The organism is uncultured Streptococcus sp., from assembly GCF_963511325.1.
Taxonomy (GTDB): domain Bacteria; phylum Bacillota; class Bacilli; order Lactobacillales; family Streptococcaceae; genus Streptococcus.
This window is the reverse complement of sequence record NZ_CAUPII010000002.1, coordinates 1-21,927: the sequence shown is the minus strand read 5'-3', so window position 1 is coordinate 21,927 and position 21,927 is coordinate 1. Positions and strand designations below refer to the sequence as shown.

Below are 21,927 nucleotides of genomic sequence, written 5' to 3'. Positions count from 1 at the left end.
GAGTTAAAATGAGAACTTTATTCTTGTTTCAAAAAGCGGTCAAGATAGTAGCGTAAAAAACTCTTCCTACCTGTAATCATAGTCAAACGACCTTCAAGTCCATAACGAAGTTTTTCTGCTTGTTCAGCATTCAAATCCGTCTCTGCCTCTAATTTAAAGAAATTGCCCTTTTCTGTCTGAGTCGCACTGGTATCGATATTCGTAATCTTGGATGTCAATACTAGCTGCTTATTGGCATCCGTTACCGTTGTAAATCGTACCTCATTTCCAGGCTTGAGACCAGCCACTTCCTTAGAACTGATATAAGCTGTCAGTTTTGCCTTCCTCTCTCTAGCCAACTGCGGAAAAAGGTGAGCGAGGATAGTTCCTTCTGGAATGATGGTAGATCGACTATGCTCAGGATTCAAATGTAGAACACCATCTTCTGTTGCTGTAATTTTCTCCTTCTCTAAAAGATTCCCTTGAATCTTTTTACCCGACTCCGCTTCAAGAATTTTCTGATCCAAGAGCGTTAATTCCTGGCCTACCTTGGCTAGTTGCTGAGATTTTAATGACTCCAACTGACTTCCCAATCCAGATGCATAAGCTTGCTGGGCTCCTGAACCTGCATACTGTACTCGATAACCTGCAAGAGTTGACTCCAACTGAGTGATTTGAGCATCTAGCTGAGATAAGGCCTGCTGTTTGGTTTCCGATCCTTGCTCCTTTGTCGACTGATAAATAGCATAAGCTGGATGATCACTCTCTAAGTGTCCATCACCCTGAATAGCAGACTTGGCTTGCTGATATTCTTTAATTTTGGACTGGGTTTCTCCGATGAGATTGCCTAATTCTGCCTGACTACCACTGGCTGCTGCATTTTGAGATGATATACTAGCATTTTGTTGCTCAACCTGACTCCGTAAACTAGCAACTTGATTTAGATAATCTAAAAAACTATGCTGATAGCCAAATTTATCTGCTTCTGGAAATTGATCACTTCCTGCTTGAAGGCTTGCTTTTAAATACTCCAGTTGAACCTTCTGATCCTTGAGCATTTCCAACTGACTGGCATAATTCTCAGCCTGAACGGCTTCTGCTCCCTCTTGGTATTGAACGAGAAGATCCCCTTGCTTGACAAACTTATTTTCAGCCAAATGATTCGCCACAATCTTACTATTACTACTAGACTGAATGGTAGCAATGATACGAGCAGGTTCTACCGTAGCTCCAGCTGTCAAGCTTATCTCCTTTTGGGCAAAGATTGAAAAAACGATCAGGAACAAAAACAAGATAAAACTTGGAAAAATCACATAACTAGAAAAATTATGGTAACGACGATTGTAAAACTCAGCACTTTCTAAAAATTCTGATTGCATCTTTTCTCCTCTCTAACTATTCACCAAGTGGGCATAAAAACCACCCTGAGCCAGTAAATCCATATGTGTCCCCTCTTCGACAATCTTGCCCTGATCCAAAACGACAACCTTCTCTGTCCGCTCAGCAATGGTCAAGCGGTGGGCGATGAAAATCAAGGTCTTGTCTAAAGCCATGAGATTATCGACAATTCGCTTCTCTGTCAAAATATCCAAACTGCTGGTCGCCTCATCCAAGATCAAGACAGGTGCATCTGTCAAGAGAGCACGCGCCAAAGCAATTCTCTGACGTTGACCACCTGAAATGCCCGCTCCATCCGAAGTCAATTCTGTCTGGTAATTCAGTGGCATCCGCTCGATATCCTCCCGAATCTCAGCCAACTCCACTGCTCTCAAGATATCCTCCTGGGTCGTCCCTTCCTTGGCTCCAAGAAGAAGGTTCTCCAAGATCGTTCCGTTAAAGACGTAGGGCTGCTGAGGCAGGTAGTTGATATACTGGCGTAGAGTCTTTTTATCAATCTGATTGAGATTGACACCACCCAGACTAATCTCCCCCTGACTTGGATCATAAAAATTAACCATCATCTTAGCCAAGGTCGTCTTACCCGATCCTGAAATCCCTACAAAAGCCACTTTAGAGCCTTGCGGAATGGTTAGATTGATGTCCGACAAGACATCTCGACCATAGCCATATTTGTAGTGAACCTGCTTAAAAGTCATATCTCCTTCTAGCAAGCTCAAATCCGAGACTGTTTTCTTTTCCTCAAACTCAGATGCAACCAGATAAACTTCATTGAGACGGTTATTGGCTACCTGCGCTGTCTGAAGTTTGGTTTGCAGATTGATGATATTTTCCAATGGATTTGTAAAGTAAATAAGCAAAGTATTATAGGTAATCAACTGGCCCAAACTCATCTTATTGTCCATGACTAGGAGAGCCCCCATCCAGAGAATGGCAACATTGAGCAAGAGTTGGGCAAGCTTTTTCAGAGCCTTTTGCTGACTTTCTGCCCGACTGTAAGTAAAAGATTTTTTCAGATAATCTACAAATTCCTTGTCAATCTTTTGATAGCGTGAACTTTCGCTAGTTAAGGACTTGATGGTCTCAATACCATTGATGTCCTCAATGATAGAAGAAGACAGAACCGCATTGGCTTCCATAGTTTCCCGATTCATCTTTTCAAAGGGCTTCATAAAAGCAAAGATAATCACTGTGTAGATAGGAAGGGCTAGTAAACTCATGAAAAAGAGATTGCTATTCTGCGAAAATAGAACTACTGAAATAATCAAGACAGTAGATACATCCAAAAAGATTGACAGAATAGTTGAAGCCAGTGCATCGATGATACTATTCGCATCCGTGAAACGAGACACGATTTCCCCTGTCCGTCGTGTCGCAAAAAAGGACATAGGTAAATGAAAAACATGCTTGATATAAGACAAAATCACATCAATCGACAAGCGTTGCCCCAAAACAAGTAAAAGATACTCCTGGGCATAAGATAAGATTTGCTGAAGGACATAAACGATGACTAGCCCTATCGAAATAATTCCCAGTGTCGAGTGCATCTGATCTGGTACATAAGTGTCAATGATAGACTGCAGATAATAAGAACCCACAATGTTAATCAAGGTCACCAAGAGGGTCGCCAAAACGATATTGACAATCAAGCCACGCTGTTTCACTAATATAGGGATAAAGGAGAGAAGCCCATTTTTTTGTTCCTTATGAGGCTTATAACTCGGAGATGGAGCCATAAAAATAGTGATTCCTGTCCACTCCTTGGCAAAGCGCTCACGAGAAATCTTGGTCAGCTTAACACTAGGATCTGGATCAGCAATATGAATGTTGTTCTTGTCCTGGCCAGTCACCACATAATAATGGAGCAATTTCCCTTCCTTAAGCACATGAGCCACAAAAGGAAAAGTTACATCCGGCAAATCAAACAAGGTCATGTCCGCCTTTATTGCTCGCGTCTCAAAACCTATCTCCTCAGCAACCTTGACTAAACCTAAAGCCGTAGTCCCATCCATGGTCGTCTTGGCCAACTCTCGCAAGTGAGCCAGAGAATAATAACTACCATAATAACCAAAGACCATGGCTAATGAAGCCACACCACAGTCCATCTGGTCTACCTGAGGACGATAATGCCGTTTACTAAATTTCATATCCTACTCCTTTTCCTAACAATATCCAAAGAAAACTTTGTAAGATTATTTTATCCAAACAAAGAAGCAAAAAGAAAATTATTTCTAAAAAAACAATAACTGCACCTGAACAGCACTTTTTCATAAATAAAAATAGGTAGAACAAACGTCCTACCTAGAAAATATAATGATTAATATTTCTTACCTTTTCCAATTTTTTTTGTCAATCATATACAAAACTATAAATGAAAACAAGGATGGTACAAGATAACTTTTTTCACTCACTATCATCTGAAATCCAAGTGTTGTTAGTATCTTGAGAATAAACATATTCATCAGAAATAAGAAAAGGAATGTTAGAAAGATTTTTAAAGTCTTATTCATCTCCATCCTGATTATCTTCTTTACCTCTTATTTTCTGGATAGCATGATATTTTACCGCTATGTAAATGATTAAAAAAAGTAGGGGATAAGAGAATAAATCTGAAAGTTCCATGAAATTTATACTATACTTTCCTAGCAATAGTTTATAGTCTATTAAAACTTGCATGATAGAAAGTACAATACGTACTAGTAGAAGCAGCCCTAATAATATCACTTCTTTTTTAAACATACGAATATCTTTCTAACTAAAATCAGACTACAGTTCATCAGCTTAACACCCAAACATTCCCCAAGATTGCCCTAATACTGGAGCCACAAAGTTCAGATCTATTTAATCAACCTTTATCACATTTTTCTTCACTTCTACAAAGTAAAATAAATACCATCAAGAATAGTGAAATTGTAGGTATGTCAAAATTTTCAAACCATGTAGGTAGATTTATTTTGTTTACATCAGCGACTATTCTAACAATGATATAAACCATCGAACTGCAGCATACAGTAAACTATAGACAAGCTTTTTGTAACACTTGAACGACTTTCATCTCAAACTCCATTTTGATGGTCCATCAATTCCCAATCTTACTTCCTTTTGTTTGATACTTGTATCCTACATAAAACAGACCAAGCAGAATTGGATAGTTTTCTAGATAAAACAAGGTATTGATCGGTTTTTTCAAAATCAAATACGTTGCGATATAGATAATGACTGACACGATAAAATAACCTTCAGCAAATCCTAATAAAAATGTTTTCATAGCAGACTCCTATTTATCTGACAAGAATGGCAGAGTTTTTCCGCCATTCACACGCACAAAATCTTTTCATTCAGATTCATCATTTATAGTTTGGATTATTTTTTGACAAATCGTTGCAAAAAATCCCAAAATAGCCTGAGGCAATCAATCCAACTAAATACCATTTCCAATCAAAGGATAACAACGAACCTGTACGAATTACATGAAGTACGAGATTGAGACCCATTGCCACCAAAGGAACTATGGTAACAATGTATTGAGATCAGTGTTGCGATTCATACTTGATTTTCTTTTACGATTTGCCACAAATTTTTAAATTAACGTCTACTTCCCAAATGACGCCCATACATATAGGTAACGACTCCTAAAACACCCCAAGCCACTGCTGTAGAAGTAGTAACAATGAAACCTCCCTTAGTTACAGCCAAGTCTTCCTCTGTCATAATAGCAAATTTTTCATCCAGTTTCTTCATCTTTCATCTACTCCTTTTTAAATAATACTAGCTAATCCAATAGCTACTCCAACCAAAAGTCCTACTATTCCTGAGGCTGATATAATTATAGCCGCACATTCTTCTGAGATATTCATTTATTTCTCCATTTTTTTAGTTCTTATTTCATTGATAACAACTAAAAGATGATTATTCTATAGCATTTGCCACATACTAATAATAGTTCTCTTTAAACCTTGTCTTTACCTGAATCTAAATAACTCATCATCAAAATAAGCATCGGAACAAATAACTCTGTTTGGAAATATTTTTCAACATTAAAGGTGATTACATGTAAATCCCCCAATATACAAAGCACTCCAAAAATAATTAAAAAGGCTCCCATTACATTTTTTAGATTTTTCATACAAGTTCACTTCTATCCAAATTTACGTTTTAAATCTTGACCAATTAATCGACCACCAAGGAAAATTGCCAATCCTGCACCAACCGTGGCTATGGTAATTGATCCACCTTCTGTATTCATCAATTCTTCTTCTGTCAATTCTGTCCATTTATTTAAATTCATTTTTTCTCTCCTTATTATTACATAAAATAGCCCCAAGCAATACCACCAATTAGTAAGACACCTCCTACAACTACGGCGGTAACCGACCCCCCATCCACTTCCATTAGCTCTTCTTCTGTAAGAGCTACAAAGTTCTGTTCCATTTTGTCAAAGTTTGTCATCTTTTTTCTCCTTTATTTTTATAGTTTTTTGTTTGCAATTTTTAACCTTTAAACCATTTTAAAAGCCAAATTGGATAAATAACTGAAATAATCATTTCTAATCTCCTTCCTTTTCTTCTTACTTATCTATTCGAAAAATAATTTAAAATAAATTTATTTATTTCAAAAACCACTTAATTAACCATGGATACAAGCTTGGTATAAACATGAAGTAATCTCCTTCCTCTTCTTCTCACTTGTCTATTCGAGAAATCATTTTAAAATAAACAATTAAATCAAATTTATTTTAAAAACCACTTGATCAACCACGGATAAAGACCTGTCACATACATCAGCAATCCTCCTTTTTTGTTCTTATCTCTTTATTCGTAAACTCAACTATAAAATTTCAAAATCTTATCTTTTTCGAAAAACAAAAAAACAACATGACTTGCATGTTGCTATATGTTAGATTTTATCTTTAATGGCTTTTAATACATCTGCCACACTTTGAAGATGGTCGATTTCTTCATCACTGATTTCAATTCCAAATTCATCCTCAATGGTTAGTACGAATTCCATCAAATCTACCGAATCAGCATCCAAATCATCCTTCAAGCTCAAGGCCTCTGTGACTACAAAGTCTTCTCCTTGACGTTCTTGGATGATGGTCACGATACGGTTAAAAATTTCTTTATCTGTCATATATATTATTCTCCTGAAAATTCACGCGCAGTTTGAGCAACTACGTCTGTTTCTAGCATGGTACGAATCTGACGAATCGTACTGTACACAGCCTTGGCATCACTTGATCCATGAGTCTTGACAACCGGCGCCTTGACACCAAACAAGACTGCACCTCCAACGTCAGAATAGTTGAGCTGCTTTTTCAAACCTCTAAGACTATCCTTAAGAAGAAGAGCACCTAATTTAGCTCGCAAACCGCCACCTGTAATGGTATTTTTTAGTAAGCCCATGATTCCCATGGCTGTACCTTCAATGGATTTGAGCACAGCGTTTCCCGTGAAACCATCTGTTACGACTACATCAGCAACGCCATCCATTAAATCACGCGCTTCCACATTACCGATAAAGTTCAAACTCTCATCAGCTACTAGCAAGTCATAAGTTTCCTTGCGGAGTGGATCTCCCTTGCTGCTCTCGGTCCCGTTATTAAGCAAACCAACTCGTGGTTTTGCAATTCCACGAACATTTTTAGCGTAGAAAGAACCTAGGATGGCATATTGATGAAGGTGATGGGCTGTGTTTTCTGCATTGGCACCGAGATCTAGCATATCAAAACCTTTCCCATCAATAGTTGGCAAGGTTGACATAAGCCCAGGTCGATCGATATTCTTGATACGACCTACGATGAAAAATCCGGCCGCAAGCAAAGCACCTGTATTTCCTGCAGAAAGAACAGCATCTGCCTCTCCATCTTTGACAGCCTTGGCCGCCAAGACCATACTGGCATTTTTCTTCTTACGGATGGCTCTTGTAGGCTCATCGTCTGAATCGATTTTTTCATCAGTATGGATAATACTAACGCGCTCTGTAGCTGTTAGATATTGCTTAATTTTACTTTCATCTCCGTAAAGTTGAATCTCAATATCTGAAAAGTCAGCAAGAGCTTGATTGACTCCCTCTACAATAGCTTGAGGTGCATAATCGCCACCCATTGCATCTACTGCGATTTTTTTCATTTGTCTTCCTCTTTTAGTAATTGTCCCCAATCGGCTAGGGAATCAATAAATTTCTTTGATTTTAGGTGAATCCCGACGTACTCTTCGTAAATCTGGTCCATAAACTTACGCAAGTCTTGCTTAATTTCTGACTTGAGCGAAATAGTCTCCAGAGTATCAAAATCAATGGCTTGAAATTGATTGAGCAGATAAGGAATATTGGGATTTAGATGACATCGTTTCTCATCCTCATGATAATGCTCTGGGCAAAGACAGGCTCCATATTTGAAAGAAAAGTCAAAGGCCTGACCTACTCGATGACAAAAAGTACACTCATTAAAGTTTAGACCAATCCCAAACCGTGTCAAAATCTGAATTTCAAAAATATTAGTCAAGACCTGATAATCTAAGCCCTCTTCCATCAGCTCTAATGTCTTCTGCAAAAAAGCAAATAAAGGAGCGTCCTGCTGATTATCCTGCAAACTCGCATCAGCCAAGGCTGCCACATAGGTCGCATAAGCCATGGTAAAGAGATCACTATTGATCCCTGGAAAGGTCATCACCTCATGATAATCCTCAATATAACTGAGTCCATCATCATTGATGCGCAAGAGAAAACGAGCTAGCACCAAGGGCTGAATAACCGGAGCCAGTTTTGATTGACCAGCGTGTTTCACAAAAAACATGCGCTTGCCTGCCTGTTCTGTAAAGATTTTAACAAGCTTATCATCCTCTCGAAAATTTCGATTGTAAAGTACTAAACCCTGACTTGTGATAGATTGAATCATGCTTCTCTCATGTACTCCTCAAGTCGTTTCATAGCTTCTCTGATGGTTCCCATGCTAGCTGCATAAGATAGGCGAACATAGCCCTCTCCATACTGTCCAAAGGCAGCACCAGGGATGAAGGCGACAGCCTTTTTCTGGGCAAAATCTTTCAGAAAAGCAAAGGAATCTTGATTATAGCCTGCTGGAATCTTAGCAAAGATATAAAAAGCACCATCTGGTTTGATAATCTCAAAACCAAGTGCAGTCATCTTCTCGATAATGTAGTCCCGACGTTGGATATATTCCTTCTTCATAGGTTCCGCATCATTCTTACCAGCTGTCAAAGCTTCTACCGCTGCGTGTTGAGCCATGGTGTTTGCGGCAGTGACCAAGTACTGGTGACTCTTGATGAGTTGAGCTGTAAAGTTTGCTGGTGCAAAGATAAAACCTAAACGCCAACCTGTCATGGCATGGGATTTGGATAGACCATTGATGATAATGGCCTGATCTCTCAGCATAGTACCCAGCGATACATGATTTTCCCCTGTATAGGTCAATTCTGAGTAGACTTCATCACAGACTACGAAAATCTCATACTTACGTAAAACAGCTGCCAAGTCTTCTAATTGCTCGCGACTATAAGTGATTCCTGTAGGGTTGGCTGGATAGTTGAGAATAACTGCCTTGAGCTTGTCCCACTGCTCCAAAATTGCCTTTTCCAACATCTCAGGCGTCAAAACAAAACCATTTTCAGTTGTATCAATTTCGACAATCTCTGCACCAACTAGATTAACTATTGGCTCATAGCCAGGATAGGCAGGAGCTGGCAAGAGAACCTTGTCTCCTTCCTCCAAAATGGCTGTCAAAGTAGCTGATAAAGCTTCTGTCGCACCAATTGTAACCAAGATTTCATTTTCAGGATTGTAGTCCAACTGATACTTTTCTTTTACAAAATCACTAGCTGCTTGGCGTAAGGTCAACAAACCGCTCATCCCTGTATAGTAGGATTGGTCTTGATCGATGGCTCGCTTTGCAGCCTCCTTGACATGATCTGGCGTTGTAAAATCTGGTTCTCCCAAGGTCAACCGCAGGACTCCAGGAATCTCTGAAATAGCCTGGTCAAACTGACGAATCAAGGAAACTTGAATCTTATCTAATTGTTTATTAAATCGCTTGGTTAAGTCCATAGATACCCTCCTTGCTTAAAGAACATATGTCTATTATACTACAAAAGCTCTCTGACCGCAAAATTACATCCAGAATTAGCCTTCCAAAGGCTTTCTATTTACTTTTTTCCGAGATAAGATTATAATAAGGAGTATTTATTTTCGGAGGTTTTTATGTCATTTCTATCAAAAAATTGGGCAGGACTGTTAGCCTGTCTGATCATTTCTATCATCTCTTGGGTTTTAGGAGGCTTTCTGCCTGTTGTAGGAGCTCCTGTTTTTGCCATCTTTATTGGCATGATTCTCCACCCATTTCTCACTTCCTATAAACAACTAGATGCTGGTTTGACTTACAGCTCCAAGAAATTGCTTCAGTATGCTGTTATCTTGCTTGGGTTTGGACTCAATATCTCTCAAGTTTTCGCAGTTGGAAAATCTTCACTCCCTGTCATCCTCTCAACTATTTCTATTGCGTTGATCATCGCTTATCTCTTCCAGCGCTTTTTTAACCTAGATACAAAGCTAGCTACCTTGATTGGAGTTGGATCTTCTATCTGTGGCGGTTCTGCCATTGCAGCGACTGCTCCTGTTATTCACGCCAAGGAAAAAGAAGTGGCCCAAGCCATTTCTGTTATCTTTTTCTTCAATGTCTTGGCAGCTCTTATTTTCCCAACCCTAGGAACCTGGCTTCACCTATCAAACGAGGGCTTCTCCCTCTTTGCAGGTACTGCAGTCAATGATACTTCCTCTGTAACAGCCACTGCCAGCGCCTGGGATAGTCTTTACCACACAAACACTCTTGAGTCTGCTACTATTGTCAAATTGACACGCACCTTAGCTATCATTCCCATCACTCTCTTCCTCTCCTACTGGCAAAGCCGTCAACAAGGCAACAACCAAGGAGTAAAACTTAAAAAAATCTTCCCTGTTTTCATTCTCTACTTTATCCTAGCTTCCCTGCTAACCACCTTCCTTACTTCCTTCGGTGTCAGCAGTAGCTTCTTTGCACCTCTCAAACAACTATCTAAATTCCTCATCATCATGGCCATGAGCGCTATCGGCCTCAAAACCAATCTCATTGCTATGATTAAGTCCAGCGGTAAATCCATTCTTCTTGGTGCCCTCTGCTGGATTGCCATCATCCTGACTAGCCTCGGCATGCAAACGCTCATCGGTATTTTCTAATCATGACCACCCGTCAAACGGGTGATTTGTACCAGGGCTATAAGCCCAGATAACTAGCCAGCGCCTAAAGACTCTGGCTTTCACCTTGTTCAAGCCTCATTGCTCTTGACTCGTCACTTGCCTCTTAAAGAGGCGTGAGTATTACTTACCACTATCCCTAAAGGGATCCTCATATTCTTTAACACTTAATTTATCTAGTGCTATATCATGCTTTACTCGTTCTCAATTTTTTATACTCGTGAAGAAATCATCCACTGGATAATTTCTTTAATCTTGAATATATTTCCTAATTGTGGCTTCATTGAGGCCAACTGTACTCACATAATATCCCTCTGCCCAAAAATGTCGATTTCCAAACTTATATTTCAGATTTGCGTGTTTATCGAACATCATTAGAGCGCTTTTACCTTTTAAATATCCCATGAAACTTGAAATACTAATTCTAGGTGGAATATTTACCAACATATGAACATGATCTGGCATTAAATGGCCCTCGATAATCTCAACACCTTTATAACTACATAATCTATGGAATATTTCTCCCAAACTACTTCGATATTGATTATAGATCACTTTTCATCTATACTTAGGGGTGAACACAATGTGATATTTACACATCCATTTTGTGTGTGATAAACTATGTGCTTTTTGAGCCATATTTTTCTCCTTTCGCTTTACAATTGGCTTGAACACCTTAATTGTATCGCGTTTGGAGTTTTTTGGTATAACCTTCGATGCGCACCCGCATAGCGGGTGGTTTTTTTGTCTCGCACCTAACGGAGCGAGACGGACTGAAAGTCACATAAGACAAAAGGTAGCCCGCAAGCTACCTTTTTATTGTTCAAGAATTAAGCGTGTATGTTCTCTCTTAATACAACGGTTCATCACGATATCATTGCAACCTCCAGCACGCAAGATTTCTTCCGCTTCTAGACTTTCAAGTCCTAGTTGCGCCCAGAAAATCTTAGCATCAGCCTTGAGAAAATCTCGTGCCACATCGGGCAGAAACTCACTACGACGATAGACATTGACGATATCTACAGGGAAAGGAATCTCAGCTAGACTGGCATAAGCCTTTTCTCCTAAGATTTCCCCACCTGCAGCCTTAGGATTTACTGGTATGATTTTATAGCCACGAGCCTGCATTTCCTTTGTCACTCGATTGCTAGTTGTTTCCTCACGGTCAGACAAGCCCACTACTGCTAGAGTCTTACTGGTTTCTAGATACTGACGAATCACGCCATCACTTGGATTGATAAATTCTTGAGTCATAAAAATCCTCCTTTTTCATCAGTATAGCATATTTTGAAAGGGTTTGCAGAATTCTGCTACCAAAAAACTCCCAACAAGGCCTATCACTTTGTTAGGAGTTTTGTCTGATCCAACGAATTCGTTAGATTTTTTTCTCAATACTAAATAATGGAGATAGAGGACGTTTTTCGTGGATACGGATAATGGCATCTGCCAAGAGATGAGCGATAGAGATTTGCTCAATCTTATCAATTAAACGCTCTTCTGGTAGGTAGATAGTGTCCAAAACAACCAATTTTTTAATAGCTGATTTTTGGATATTATCCATAGCAGGCCCTGAAAGAACTGGGTGCGTACAGCTTGCGTAAACTTCGACAGCTCCAGCTTCAGCAAGTGCATCTGCCGCATGACAAATAGTTCCAGCTGTATCAATCATATCATCAATCAAGATACAAGTCTTACCTTCCACCTTACCAATGATATTCATCACTTCACTGGTATTCATCTTGTCCACGCTACGACGTTTGTCAATAATAGCAATTGGAGTTTTCAAGAACTCTGCTAATTTACGAGCACGAGTCACCCCACCATGGTCTGGACTGACAACCACATAGTCAGAACCAACCATGCCACGACGCTCAAAGTAGTCTGCAATTAAAGGAGCACCCATCAAGTGATCGACAGGAATATCAAAGAATCCCTGAATCTGTGCAGCATGCAAGTCAATCGTCAACAAACGATCCACTCCAGCCACTTCTAGCATATTTGCCACAAGTTTTGAAGTGATTGGCTCACGCGCTCTCGCCTTTCTATCCTGACGTGCATAGCCATAGTAAGGCATAACAACGTTGACAGATTCTGCACTGGCGCGTTTCAAAGCATCTACCATAATCAAAATTTCTAGCAGATTGTCATTTACAGGTGAGCTAGTTGATTGTAGGATAAAGACGTGTTTTCCACGGATCGATTCTTCGATATTAACTTGAATTTCTCCATCTGAAAATTGACGTACAGTCGATTTTCCCAACTCTATCCCAATCTCTTGCGCCACACGCTCTGCCAATTCTCTATTTGAAGAAAGGGCAAACAGCTTTAAATCAGAAAAAGACATGATTTCCTCCAGTATTTATGTATCACTTGTGTTTTTTCACAACATTTTTCCAACTACCATTGTAGCGCTTTTTTCTTGATTTTTCAATAAAAAATAAGACAAGAATGGACATTTATCCCCTTGTCTTGTGCTCATTTATATTCCTTATATTCAAGCTGAAATGTGACAACTTAGACATTCTATCTCATAGGAAGATAGGAACTCACAAAGGAAAAGTTAGTATACCTCTCTCATACTGCCTGTATCTACATCATAAACAGCCCCTGAAATAACCACATCATCTGGAATCAATGGGCATTCTCGAAGTAATTTCATATCCTCACGAACACTCTCCTCAACATCTTGAAAAGGGAGAAAATCTTGACCCGAGACATCAACCCCTAATTCTGTTTTTAAATGTTCTTGAAACTCTTCGTTTTGAAATGTCTGAGCACCACAGTCTGTATGATGAAGAACCACAATCTCTCTTGTTCCCATTTGTTGCTGGGAAATCACGAGTGAGCGAATCATATCATCTGTCACTCGACCGCCCGCATTCCGTAAAATGTGAGCATCTCCAAGTGCTAGCCCCAAAGCTTGTGCAACGTGCAGACGTGAGTCCATACAAGTCACAATGGCTACTCTTGTTTTCGGCTTGATTGGCAGATTTAACTGCCCATGCAGGGCAACATAAGCCTGGTTAGCTTGCATAAACTGTTCAAAATACGACATGACAACACACTTTCTTACTTTTAAGATAATTTGAAAACCAAATTATTTATCTTCTATCTTACCATCTTTTCTTTGTCTTGTCAGTTTTCAACTTCCATATAAAAAAACTAGAACAGAAACTTCTAGCATCTAGCTTGGGTCCCTATCCTAGTTTTTATTGTTATGATTCTTTTTGGATATACTTGTTGAGAGAGCCTGCAAAGCTTTGAAGATTGAGACTTTGTACATAAACCTCACCAGTACCTCGGAAAGTATTCACCACTCCTTCGCCTGTACCAATAGATTGCCAGAAACCATTTTCTAAGTGGATATGATAGTCCAAAGATTGACTCCAAGCCACCACATGGGCATTGTCAATAGTTATTTCTTGGTTTTGAAGCTCAATTTTCTTAATAGATCCAAAAGCATTAGCCAAAAGAGTTCCCTGACCTTGGGTTGTCATCACGAAAAGACCACCTTGACCCCCGAAAAGAGCTTTCCCAATAGATTGGCGCTCCATTGTATAGAAAGCTGTACCATCAAGAGCTAGAAAGGCTCCATCATTCAATCGATATTGCTTTTCTCCTAGCTCGAGAGCAATCACTTGACCGGGAGTATCTGGTGCTAAAGCAAGGTTGCCGTTGTCAGACTCTGCAACTGCTTGAGTAATGAAGGTGCTTTCGCCAGAAACCATTGAACGTCCTACAGCTTTGACAAAACGTCCCAAACCAGAACCGCTGGCATTGAGCTGGGTGTTTAGACTTACATTGGGTGTATGGTAGACCATGCTACCGCGCTGGATAAAGACCGTTTCTCCCTGATTGAGTGACAACTCTACCAAAGGAAATTGCATATGACTATCCATAGAAAATTTCATCAGAAATTCCTCCTTTTTTTAATAAATGTTAGCAATAAAATAATTAGTAATCTAAACCTGAGTACAACTATTAGGAGAATACTTTTTTCAAGACTTCTCCGATAGTCGTCACTCCGATCACCTGAATTTCCTTAGGTGGCTTGATACCAGTCAAGGAATTTTTCGGTACGTAGATTTTTGTAAAACCAAGTTTCGCTGCTTCATTGATCCGTTGCTCGATTCGATTCACACGTCTGATCTCTCCCGTCAAACCTAATTCTCCTACAAAACATTCCTGAGGATTGGTTGGCTTGTCCTTATAGCTCGAAGCAATAGCAACCGCAACTGCCAAGTCAATAGCAGGCTCATCCAATTTGACACCACCAGCAGATTTGAGATAAGCATCCTGATTTTGTAAAAGAAGCCCTGCCCGTTTTTCCAAAACAGCCATAATCAGACTTGCACGATTGAAATCAAGGCCTGTTGTAGTCCGCTTGGCATTACCAAACATAGTCGGTGTTACCAAGGCCTGAACCTCCGCAAGAATTGGACGGGTCCCTTCCATGGTCACTACGATAGACGAACCAGTCGCACCATCTAAACGCTCTTCTAAGAAAACTTGACTAGGATTAAGAACCTCAACCAATCCACCTGACTGCATCTCAAAGATTCCAATCTCGTTGGTAGAGCCAAAACGGTTTTTGACCGCTCTCAAGATACGGAAGGTATGGTGGCGTTCCCCTTCAAAGTAAAGCACTGTATCCACCATATGCTCCAACATCCGAGGCCCAGCCAAGGTTCCTTCCTTGGTCACATGCCCGACAATAAAGATGGCAATGTTATTAGTCTTAGCCAACTGCATGAGTTCTGCAGTCACATCACGTACCTGGGAAACAGAACCCTGAACTCCAGAAATCTCAGGAGACATGATGGTCTGGATGGAGTCGATAATGAGGAAGTCTGGCTGGATGCGCTCCACCTCTGTCCTCACGCTCTGCATATTGGTCTCTGCGTAGAGATAAAACTCACTATCAATATCACCTAAACGCTCTGCACGGAGTTTGATTTGCTGGGCAGACTCCTCCCCACTAACGTAGAGAACAGTACCTACTTGAGACAGCTGGGTTGAGACTTGTAAGAGCAGAGTTGATTTCCCAATCCCTGGATCCCCACCGATCAGGACAAGACTTCCTGGTACCACACCTCCACCAAGAACTCGGTTAAACTCCTCCATCTCTGTCTTGGTTCGATTGACATTGATGGAGGTCACTTCAGCCAGTTTCATGGGCTTGGTTTTCTCACCTGTCAAGGACACACGCGCATTCTTGACCTCGGCAACCTCAACCTCTTCTACAAAAGAAGACCAAGACCCACAGTTTGGACAACGTCCTAGATATTTAGGGGAATTATACCCACAATTTTGACATATAAATGTCGCTTTTTTCTTTGCGATGATTCTAATCCTTTCATTTTAAAATCTCTTATTAATTTTCCAAATCAGTAACTATTTCTTTTCAGAACAATCAGTCCACCATCATCCGCATGGACATAATACTTCCCATCAGGACTAAAACCAAAAATATAGGGTAAATAACCTTGATAAATTTGAGTCCTAGTTTCTTTATTCTCTTCCCAATAAATGGTTAAAATCGGATATTCTTCAGATTGGTCTTTAGCCATTGTCACTCGGATGTCTTTACCATTATACAAAGGAAGGTTTCCACCATATTGTCCAGCGATAGGGATAGGAGAGTCGTAAACTTCACACATAGCTACTAACTCTATCTCATCGTAATCCCCATCTATTGGAGTGACTTGATTTTTTTCACTATCGATGATGGACATATATTCTGAAGAAATGCAAAGGATTTTTTGATAGTCTCCTGGAAGAAAAGCCAAGTAAAGAAAACCTCCAATACTAATCTCATACACCTTCTTATACCCTTGACAATTTTCTGCGGTAAAAGCTTGAAAATCCTTATAGCTCATTTAATTGTGCTTCTTTCTATATCTCTATCTCACACTCAATCACTTGGCAAAAATCAATCTTCTCGTCTGGTACAAATTGGCGCATGAGCATTCGATGGGTGACAACAACGACTGTCTGATAGTCTCGATACTTGCCCATAGATTCTAGCAACCGAGACCTCATTTCCTCAGCTGTCTCATATTGAATAGGACAATTAGGAGGTAAGGATCCATTATTTTCTAGAAAAAGAGTACGAGCTTTTTCAAAATTCTCTACGCCACTTTCATAGACTTGCCATTCATGCAATAATGGCTCCACTCTCAAAGGAAGGCTAGTAGCACAGGATACATAAAAAGCCGTTTCTAAAGCTCGCGTCACTGCAGAAGACACCAGGATATCAGCTGAGCCAAACAAAGGATTTTTGCAAAGTTCCTGAGCTTGTTGTCTTCCTTTCTCAGATAAGGGCGCCAAATCCATCCCGAATCCAGTATAGGAACGCTCCTCTAACTCACGGTAATCTGGCTCCCCGTGACGTACAAAGATAATCTTCATCTTAGTGTCCAGTTGATCCAAATCCACCGGTCCGAACACCATCTGCCGCATCGCCATCCGCAATCAAAAATGGAGCAAAGACAGCCTGAACCACACGTTCCCCAACTTCAAGAATCACTTCTTGGTCAGTAATGTTTTTCATCTGTGCAAAGATATGTCCTTCATTTCCTGGGTTACCATAATAATCTCCATCAATGACACCCACAGAGTTAATCAAAACCAAGCCCTTCTTACGAGGGGTTGAAGAACGATCATAGAGGTAGAGAACCTCAGTCGGTTGCATATAGGCCTTAACCCCTGTTGGAACAAGGACAATCTCTCCTGGAGCAATGACTGTGCGCACAGCAACCTTTAAGTCGTAACCAGCTGCATGTGCTGTCTCACGCTTGGGTAGCAAACTCTCATCTGTAAAACTAGAAACTAATTCAAAACCACGAATTTTCATATTTTCCCTCTTTTTAATCTTTCATTCTAGGCTATTTTATCTTATTTATTCGAAAAAAGCACGAAAAATCTTCTATATTAAATAAAGAAAAGTGTCCTATCAAAAAGCAAACAATAAAATCATACAAAAAAATTTAAAGATATTTCAAATGTCACTTATTTTCCCCTTTATTAACAAACTCATTCTTTTTTAGCCACACTTAAACTATTTTCTTTAAAGCACAAAAAAAGAGCACACAATTCAAATCGCTTAGGGCTGCTGGATTCCTCCCCTGACCCGCTTCACGCAGAACTGTTGCTCCATTAGTTATTATACCACATTCCCAAAGATTTTAAAAGAGAAATTATTTTTTCCGTCGATTTCTAAAAAATTCCTGCATAATGCCAGCACAGTCACTCTCTAAAATGCCCGTCTCAACCTCTACACGATGATTAAGACGCTCATCTGTCAAGATATCATACAGACTTCCAGCTGCACCAAATTTCTGATTTTTAGCCCCATAGACTACCTTTGGGATACGGGCAAGCCCAATCGCCCCGCTGCACATCACACAAGGCTCAATGGTCACAAAAAGCGTGCAATCCAGCAAGCGCCAGCTCTCTTCCCTCAGATTCGCATTCTCGATGGCCATAATTTCCGCATGCATGACCGCACGTTGCAACTCCTCACGTGCATTGTGCCCCCGACCAATGATTTCTCCATCCTTTACAATTACGCAACCTATTGGGATTTCATCATTCTCTAAAGCAATCTCTGCCTCCTTTAAGGCCTCTCTCATAAATGCTTTTTTTTCTTCAACTGTATAATCCATAGCTTCTCTCTTTTCTCACCTATCAATTCTATCATTATAGCATGTTTTCCTAGACAAAAAAAGAGCTCTATAATATTTGCAGTTACTAACTTTAGATATTATTCAATCTCTGGTTTGTAGAAATAATGTTTTAAAAAGAGTATAATAGTAGCAAAATTTAGAGAAACACTAGAAATCATGAACTGAGAGTAATGGAGACAACTGATACAGAATGTCCAGATCTGTCGGAAGATTTTTAACTATAAGTCTCCAAGAGATGATTATCCTGAGATTTAAATAATAAACAAGATGAAAGGGTAAATAATGAAATTAGAATTTTTACAGGATGAACCAAAACTTACCTTGATGTTTCCATATAAAGATACATTTAATAGAGTAGGGGGACCATCCATGATATCTATATCTGTTATGATTCTCTGGATTCTGAAGCGTCTGATGACTTACAATACTGATTTTGCAGACAAGATTGTTATGGCGGTAGCGCTGATTTATGCTCCCCTCCTTATATGGTTTATGGGGTATTATCTCTTCATAAATGGAGTAAAATTAGAAATTTATAAAAACAATATTGTTCAGTATTATACCTATAGCAGTAGAGGCCACAGCCTATTACATTATCAATTTAGCCTTCAAGATATCGAACAACTAACCATTAAAAAGCGTCCCTTTAACTGTGTAAAGCTAACCATCAAATTTAAAAATCCTGTTTGTGTGGGATTACATGGGAAAAAAATAAATAAGCTAAAAAGTGTCAGTATCATCACAGATAAACTAAAGGCAGATGCTTTTATGCACGAAATACAGCAATTTCAAAGTGATAAATCAGATAATCAAGTTATCAACTAAGCTGATTCATATAAATTCAAGTTTGTCTAACTTACAAATTCTCAAGAAACTAGTTCACTGATGAGGTTGGGATCAGAAATCCCAACCTCATTTTTTCTTAGTTATGCGCCTTTGATGTGATGGCAAATTGAACGATTTGTTGGTATTTGAGAATTCAAAAAGCTACTTTTACCAAAAATTCTTTTCTCCATTCACAACCTTAACTAATTTACCCAAATGTTGAAAACTCGTAGATCTGGGGCTACCAAATCAAGACTTAATCTAGAGACTTAATGCCCAATGTTTTTTCTTCATATCCTACTTTCAAGAAGACACCCAGATAGGACTTAAAAACTGAAAAAAAAAGCCACCGAATGCGGTGACTTTATAGGGAGATTATTATGAAAAAGAAAAGTTTAGGATATTTGTTACAACAAGTTAGGAGGTCTTCTTGTAACTGTCTATAGTATACCCGACCTAACTTAAACAAATCTTAAAAAATCTCTTATGACCAAACATTTTCTAAAATATTTGTTTGTTCACGACCAGGACCTACTGAGAAAGTAGAGATACGAACGCCAACCAATTCGCTAACACGACGAACATAGTTACGTGCATTTTCAGGAAGATCTTCCAAAGTACGTACTCCAGTGATATCTTCTGACCAACCTGGTAATTCTTCATAAATAGGTTTACAACGTTTCAATTGTTCAAGACTAGCTGGATAGTAGTCAATGCGTTGACCGTCAAGATCATAAGCAACACAGATTTTAACTGTATCCAAACCACTCAAAACATCGATAGAGTTCAAAGAAAGATTCGTAATGCCAGAAACACGGCGACTATGACGCATAACCACTGAGTCAAACCAACCTACACGACGTGGACGACCTGTTGTAGTACCATACTCATGACCTACTTCACGAATGCGTTCTCCCACTTCATCAAACAACTCAGTTGGGAAAGGCCCATCTCCTACACGACTTGTATAGGCCTTACATACACCTACAACCTTGTCAATCTTGCTTGGACCAACACCAGAACCAATTGTCACACCACCAGCAACAGGGTTTGAAGAAGTAACAAACGGATAAGTTCCTTGGTCAATATCTAACATGACCCCTTGTGCACCTTCAAAAAGAACGCGTTTGCCATTATCAAGTGCATCATTCAAGATAACAGAAGTATCTGTTACATATTGCTTGATTTGTTGGCCATACTCATAATATTCTTCAAAAATATCATCAAATGAAATAGGTTCGCTATCATACAATTTTACAAATTGACGATTTTTCTCAGCAAGATTGCGTTCTAAACGTTCACGGAAAATCTCTTTATCCAAAAGATCTGCAATACGGATTCCAACACGAGCAGCCTTATCCATATAAGCTGGTCCGATACCCTTGATAGTAGTACCAATTTTATTTTCACCCTTAGCTTCTTCTTGCAGACGGTCTAACTCGATGTGATACGGCAAAATAACATGCGCACGATCAGAAATACGTAGATTATCTGTTGTAACACCTTCATCATGAAGATAGCTCAACTCTTTCACAAGTGACTTAGGATTTACAACCATCCCATTCCCAATGACAGAAATTTTTTCAGGGAAGAAAATTCCAGAAGGAATCAAGTGCAACTTAAATTTCTTTCCATCAATCACAATTGTGTGACCAGCATTATCACCACCTTGGTAACGTGCAATCACTTCTGCATTAGCTGAGAGGAAGTCTGTAATCTTCCCTTTACCTTCATCACCCCACTGGGTACCTACAACAACAACTGAAGTCATAATCTTGTCTGAGCCCTTAGGCTCTTCCTTTCTCACATACATGGCAGGAATCTCACCTGCAATTATATCTTACAATTTATTATAATAAAGATTCTCAATTTTTTCAAGACCAAAGACTAGAATCATTAGGGAATTAGAGAAAATTAGAAAATTAATATTAAAAAAATATTGTAAATTTATATTATGAAAAGAAAAAACTATAAAATCGTTCGGAAATATGAAAATTATAAATTATCCCCCAACATAGTCATTTGAAATCAATAGCTGTTCAATGTACAAACGGTAGCAAGCTCTATAGTGGTAAGAAAATAAAGGATGCATAGTATCAAGCTTGTACCGAACTAAATAATAGAGTAAAAATCGAAGATGAAAAACTTCCCATTCTAAATCATTATCTATCAAGTTACTATATTCCTTTTCAATAACATCATAAAAATCAAGATATTGTTCATAAATCTGTTCAATCATTTTATTTGACTCCATTTCTATTGATAAAATGAGTATAACAAAAAAATAGAAGAACCAGGGAAGATACTTCTATCATGTACTATAATGAATATTCAAATAAATAACAGATAAAAAAATTAACAGTTCAGCTCAACAATCCTACATTTCAAAAAAGATCTAAAATTTCTATAATGAAAAGAAATCACTGTAGGAATATGGTAGTCTACTTTATAATAAAAAACTTATCTGAAGATTGATTACAACACCACAAAATCTATTAAAGAATTACTTATAAGACCTATTAAAAATACCTAAAATGAAACATTCAAATCTAACAAACTTATAAAAGATATTAAATATTAATAAAGAGCTAAATAAAAAAGGGATCAAGATGACCCCTGAAAGATAAATAAAAAAACGTTCCTTAGAACGTTTACATACTCCGCCAGTAGGACTCGAACCTACGACATCATGATTAACAGTCATGCGCTACTACCAACTGAGCTATGGCGGATTAAAGCTAAGCGACTTCCTTATCTCACAGGGGGCAACCCCCAACTACTTCCGGCGTTC

The 21,927-nt window shown here is 39.0% G+C and carries 25 protein-coding genes, 1 tRNA gene, 1 other RNA gene and 1 pseudogene; 2 read left to right on the top strand and 26 right to left on the bottom strand.

Annotation, left to right across the window (positions count from 1 at the left end; translation table 11 throughout):
• Positions 1 to 17: 17 nt before the first annotated feature.
• The 12 genes from RQ973_RS00860 to RQ973_RS00795 all read right to left on the bottom strand — a co-directional run bounded on the left by RQ973_RS00860 (position 18) and on the right by RQ973_RS00795 (position 9,441).
• Entirely contained in the window at positions 18 to 1,358 is a 1,341-nt protein-coding gene (locus RQ973_RS00860; protein WP_001190313.1) for a bacteriocin secretion accessory protein, read from the bottom strand.
• Between the two features lie 12 nt (positions 1,359 to 1,370).
• Positions 1,371 to 3,524 (bottom strand): peptide cleavage/export ABC transporter ComA, encoded by a 2,154-nt coding sequence (comA, locus tag RQ973_RS00855; protein ID WP_311522419.1) that lies wholly within the window; start codon positions 3,522 to 3,524, stop codon positions 1,371 to 1,373.
• A 355-nt stretch (positions 3,525 to 3,879) separates the two neighbouring features.
• On the bottom strand, positions 3,880 to 4,116 hold the full coding sequence (locus RQ973_RS00845) for a hypothetical protein (protein WP_311522415.1): 237 nt from the start codon (positions 4,114 to 4,116) through the stop codon (positions 3,880 to 3,882).
• Positions 4,117 to 4,456: 340 nt separating this feature from the next.
• Complete coding sequence (locus tag RQ973_RS00840; RefSeq protein WP_311522413.1) at positions 4,457 to 4,645, bottom strand: hypothetical protein; 189 nt, start codon at positions 4,643 to 4,645, stop codon at positions 4,457 to 4,459.
• Positions 4,646 to 4,962: 317 nt separating this feature from the next.
• The gene (locus RQ973_RS00830) at positions 4,963 to 5,118 is read right to left on the bottom strand and encodes a hypothetical protein (RefSeq protein WP_162837517.1); all 156 of its coding nucleotides are present in this window, start codon (positions 5,116 to 5,118) and stop codon (positions 4,963 to 4,965) included.
• Between the two features lie 208 nt (positions 5,119 to 5,326).
• Positions 5,327 to 5,503 (bottom strand): hypothetical protein, encoded by a 177-nt coding sequence (locus tag RQ973_RS00825; protein ID WP_000793176.1) that lies wholly within the window; start codon positions 5,501 to 5,503, stop codon positions 5,327 to 5,329.
• A gap of 12 nt (positions 5,504 to 5,515) precedes the next feature.
• Positions 5,516 to 5,665, bottom strand: a complete 150-nt coding sequence (locus RQ973_RS00820; RefSeq protein WP_311522410.1) for a class IIb bacteriocin, lactobin A/cerein 7B family — start codon at positions 5,663 to 5,665, stop codon at positions 5,516 to 5,518.
• Between the two features lie 17 nt (positions 5,666 to 5,682).
• Entirely contained in the window at positions 5,683 to 5,826 is a 144-nt protein-coding gene (locus tag RQ973_RS00815; RefSeq protein WP_075229712.1) for a class IIb bacteriocin, lactobin A/cerein 7B family, read from the bottom strand.
• A gap of 447 nt (positions 5,827 to 6,273) precedes the next feature.
• On the bottom strand, positions 6,274 to 6,510 hold the full coding sequence (locus RQ973_RS00810) for an acyl carrier protein (protein ID WP_311522409.1): 237 nt from the start codon (positions 6,508 to 6,510) through the stop codon (positions 6,274 to 6,276).
• A gap of 5 nt (positions 6,511 to 6,515) precedes the next feature.
• Positions 6,516 to 7,508, bottom strand: a complete 993-nt coding sequence (plsX, locus tag RQ973_RS00805; protein ID WP_311522408.1) for a phosphate acyltransferase PlsX — start codon at positions 7,506 to 7,508, stop codon at positions 6,516 to 6,518.
• Positions 7,505 to 8,275 (bottom strand): DNA repair protein RecO, encoded by a 771-nt coding sequence (gene recO / locus RQ973_RS00800; protein WP_311522407.1) that lies wholly within the window; start codon positions 8,273 to 8,275, stop codon positions 7,505 to 7,507. The genes plsX and recO overlap by 4 nt, the downstream gene beginning before the upstream one ends.
• A complete protein-coding gene (locus tag RQ973_RS00795) occupies positions 8,272 to 9,441 on the bottom strand; it encodes a pyridoxal phosphate-dependent aminotransferase (RefSeq protein WP_311522406.1) in 1,170 nt (389 codons plus the stop codon). Before RQ973_RS00795 ends, recO begins: the two co-directional genes overlap by 4 nt.
• 153 nt (positions 9,442 to 9,594) lie before the next feature.
• Between RQ973_RS00795 and RQ973_RS00790 the strand changes: the two genes are divergently transcribed.
• Complete coding sequence (locus RQ973_RS00790; protein ID WP_311522405.1) at positions 9,595 to 10,605, top strand: YeiH family protein; 1,011 nt, start codon at positions 9,595 to 9,597, stop codon at positions 10,603 to 10,605.
• A 141-nt stretch (positions 10,606 to 10,746) separates the two neighbouring features.
• On the opposite strand, the pseudogene tnpA reads toward RQ973_RS00790, so the two are convergent.
• From tnpA to tadA, 11 genes and pseudogenes are all read right to left on the bottom strand, one after another.
• Positions 10,747 to 11,262 (bottom strand): annotated as a pseudogene (gene tnpA, locus RQ973_RS00785) (IS200/IS605 family transposase).
• A 177-nt stretch (positions 11,263 to 11,439) separates the two neighbouring features.
• A complete protein-coding gene (locus RQ973_RS00780) occupies positions 11,440 to 11,877 on the bottom strand; it encodes a CoA-binding protein (protein ID WP_311522404.1) in 438 nt (145 codons plus the stop codon).
• Between the two features lie 121 nt (positions 11,878 to 11,998).
• Positions 11,999 to 12,967, bottom strand: coding sequence for a ribose-phosphate diphosphokinase (locus tag RQ973_RS00775; protein ID WP_000010179.1), 969 nt, complete (start codon positions 12,965 to 12,967; stop codon positions 11,999 to 12,001).
• 216 nt (positions 12,968 to 13,183) lie between these two features.
• Positions 13,184 to 13,678 (bottom strand): carbonic anhydrase, encoded by a 495-nt coding sequence (locus RQ973_RS00770; protein WP_311522403.1) that lies wholly within the window; start codon positions 13,676 to 13,678, stop codon positions 13,184 to 13,186.
• A gap of 160 nt (positions 13,679 to 13,838) precedes the next feature.
• The gene (locus RQ973_RS00765; RefSeq protein WP_311522402.1) at positions 13,839 to 14,534 is read right to left on the bottom strand and encodes a TIGR00266 family protein; all 696 of its coding nucleotides are present in this window, start codon (positions 14,532 to 14,534) and stop codon (positions 13,839 to 13,841) included.
• 70 nt (positions 14,535 to 14,604) lie between these two features.
• On the bottom strand, positions 14,605 to 15,969 hold the full coding sequence (radA, locus tag RQ973_RS00760; protein ID WP_311522516.1) for a DNA repair protein RadA: 1,365 nt from the start codon (positions 15,967 to 15,969) through the stop codon (positions 14,605 to 14,607).
• A gap of 41 nt (positions 15,970 to 16,010) precedes the next feature.
• On the bottom strand, positions 16,011 to 16,502 hold the full coding sequence (locus tag RQ973_RS00755) for a hypothetical protein (RefSeq protein ID WP_311522400.1): 492 nt from the start codon (positions 16,500 to 16,502) through the stop codon (positions 16,011 to 16,013).
• 16 nt (positions 16,503 to 16,518) lie between these two features.
• On the bottom strand, positions 16,519 to 17,076 hold the full coding sequence (locus RQ973_RS00750; protein ID WP_311522399.1) for a histidine phosphatase family protein: 558 nt from the start codon (positions 17,074 to 17,076) through the stop codon (positions 16,519 to 16,521).
• Positions 17,036 to 17,479 carry a dUTP diphosphatase gene (locus RQ973_RS00745; protein WP_311522397.1) on the bottom strand — a complete coding sequence of 148 codons (444 nt, stop codon included), beginning with the start codon at positions 17,477 to 17,479 and terminating at the stop codon, positions 17,036 to 17,038. Before RQ973_RS00745 ends, RQ973_RS00750 begins: the two co-directional genes overlap by 41 nt.
• 213 nt (positions 17,480 to 17,692) lie before the next feature.
• Positions 17,693 to 17,790: signal recognition particle sRNA small type (gene ffs / locus RQ973_RS00740), an RNA gene on the bottom strand.
• 32 nt (positions 17,791 to 17,822) lie between these two features.
• The gene (gene tadA / locus RQ973_RS00735) at positions 17,823 to 18,290 is read right to left on the bottom strand and encodes a tRNA adenosine(34) deaminase TadA (protein ID WP_311522395.1); all 468 of its coding nucleotides are present in this window, start codon (positions 18,288 to 18,290) and stop codon (positions 17,823 to 17,825) included.
• 303 nt (positions 18,291 to 18,593) lie between these two features.
• Here tadA and RQ973_RS00730 point away from each other — a divergent pair, with 303 nt between their 5' ends.
• Complete coding sequence (locus RQ973_RS00730) at positions 18,594 to 19,136, top strand: hypothetical protein (RefSeq protein WP_311522393.1); 543 nt, start codon at positions 18,594 to 18,596, stop codon at positions 19,134 to 19,136.
• A 484-nt stretch (positions 19,137 to 19,620) separates the two neighbouring features.
• Here the strand turns inward: RQ973_RS00730 and RQ973_RS00725 are convergent, their stop codons facing one another.
• From RQ973_RS00725 to RQ973_RS00715, 3 genes are all read right to left on the bottom strand, one after another.
• The gene (locus RQ973_RS00725) at positions 19,621 to 20,907 is read right to left on the bottom strand and encodes an adenylosuccinate synthase (RefSeq protein WP_311522515.1); all 1,287 of its coding nucleotides are present in this window, start codon (positions 20,905 to 20,907) and stop codon (positions 19,621 to 19,623) included.
• Between the two features lie 231 nt (positions 20,908 to 21,138).
• Positions 21,139 to 21,375, bottom strand: a complete 237-nt coding sequence (comW, locus tag RQ973_RS00720) for a sigma(X)-activator ComW (protein ID WP_311522392.1) — start codon at positions 21,373 to 21,375, stop codon at positions 21,139 to 21,141.
• Between the two features lie 419 nt (positions 21,376 to 21,794).
• Positions 21,795 to 21,868, bottom strand: a tRNA-Asn gene (locus RQ973_RS00715).
• Positions 21,869 to 21,927: the final 59 nt, after the last annotated feature.

Bases quoted from the DNA above. Each gene is read 5' to 3' on its own strand.
- RQ973_RS00750 (WP_311522399.1), bottom strand. From the start codon at position 17,076: ATGGTGTTCGGACCGGTGGATTTGGATCAACTGGACACTAAGATGAAG.
- RQ973_RS00840 (WP_311522413.1), bottom strand. From the start codon at position 4,645: ATGAAAACATTTTTATTAGGATTTGCTGAAGGTTATTTTATCGTGTCA.
- RQ973_RS00775 (WP_000010179.1), bottom strand. From the start codon at position 12,967: ATGTCTTTTTCTGATTTAAAGCTGTTTGCCCTTTCTTCAAATAGAGAA.
- RQ973_RS00780 (WP_311522404.1), bottom strand. From the start codon at position 11,877: ATGACTCAAGAATTTATCAATCCAAGTGATGGCGTGATTCGTCAGTAT.
- RQ973_RS00765 (WP_311522402.1), bottom strand. From the start codon at position 14,534: ATGAAATTTTCTATGGATAGTCATATGCAATTTCCTTTGGTAGAGTTG.
- RQ973_RS00860 (WP_001190313.1), bottom strand. From the start codon at position 1,358: ATGCAATCAGAATTTTTAGAAAGTGCTGAGTTTTACAATCGTCGTTAC.
- RQ973_RS00830 (WP_162837517.1), bottom strand. From the start codon at position 5,118: ATGAAGAAACTGGATGAAAAATTTGCTATTATGACAGAGGAAGACTTG.
- comA (WP_311522419.1), bottom strand. From the start codon at position 3,524: ATGAAATTTAGTAAACGGCATTATCGTCCTCAGGTAGACCAGATGGAC.
- comW (WP_311522392.1), bottom strand. From the start codon at position 21,375: ATGATTGAACAGATTTATGAACAATATCTTGATTTTTATGATGTTATT.
- RQ973_RS00820 (WP_311522410.1), bottom strand. From the start codon at position 5,665: ATGAATTTAAATAAATGGACAGAATTGACAGAAGAAGAATTGATGAAT.
- plsX (WP_311522408.1), bottom strand. From the start codon at position 7,508: ATGAAAAAAATCGCAGTAGATGCAATGGGTGGCGATTATGCACCTCAA.
- RQ973_RS00725 (WP_311522515.1), bottom strand. From the start codon at position 20,907: ATGACTTCAGTTGTTGTTGTAGGTACCCAGTGGGGTGATGAAGGTAAA.
- RQ973_RS00745 (WP_311522397.1), bottom strand. From the start codon at position 17,479: ATGAAAATTCGTGGTTTTGAATTAGTTTCTAGTTTTACAGATGAGAGT.
- RQ973_RS00790 (WP_311522405.1), top strand. From the start codon at position 9,595: ATGTCATTTCTATCAAAAAATTGGGCAGGACTGTTAGCCTGTCTGATC.
- RQ973_RS00770 (WP_311522403.1), bottom strand. From the start codon at position 13,678: ATGTCGTATTTTGAACAGTTTATGCAAGCTAACCAGGCTTATGTTGCC.
- RQ973_RS00755 (WP_311522400.1), bottom strand. From the start codon at position 16,502: ATGAGCTATAAGGATTTTCAAGCTTTTACCGCAGAAAATTGTCAAGGG.
- RQ973_RS00810 (WP_311522409.1), bottom strand. From the start codon at position 6,510: ATGACAGATAAAGAAATTTTTAACCGTATCGTGACCATCATCCAAGAA.
- recO (WP_311522407.1), bottom strand. From the start codon at position 8,275: ATGATTCAATCTATCACAAGTCAGGGTTTAGTACTTTACAATCGAAAT.
- tadA (WP_311522395.1), bottom strand. From the start codon at position 18,290: ATGGATTATACAGTTGAAGAAAAAAAAGCATTTATGAGAGAGGCCTTA.
- RQ973_RS00845 (WP_311522415.1), bottom strand. From the start codon at position 4,116: ATGTTTAAAAAAGAAGTGATATTATTAGGGCTGCTTCTACTAGTACGT.
- RQ973_RS00825 (WP_000793176.1), bottom strand. From the start codon at position 5,503: ATGAAAAATCTAAAAAATGTAATGGGAGCCTTTTTAATTATTTTTGGA.
- RQ973_RS00730 (WP_311522393.1), top strand. From the start codon at position 18,594: ATGAAATTAGAATTTTTACAGGATGAACCAAAACTTACCTTGATGTTT.
- RQ973_RS00795 (WP_311522406.1), bottom strand. From the start codon at position 9,441: ATGGACTTAACCAAGCGATTTAATAAACAATTAGATAAGATTCAAGTT.
- RQ973_RS00815 (WP_075229712.1), bottom strand. From the start codon at position 5,826: ATGACAAACTTTGACAAAATGGAACAGAACTTTGTAGCTCTTACAGAA.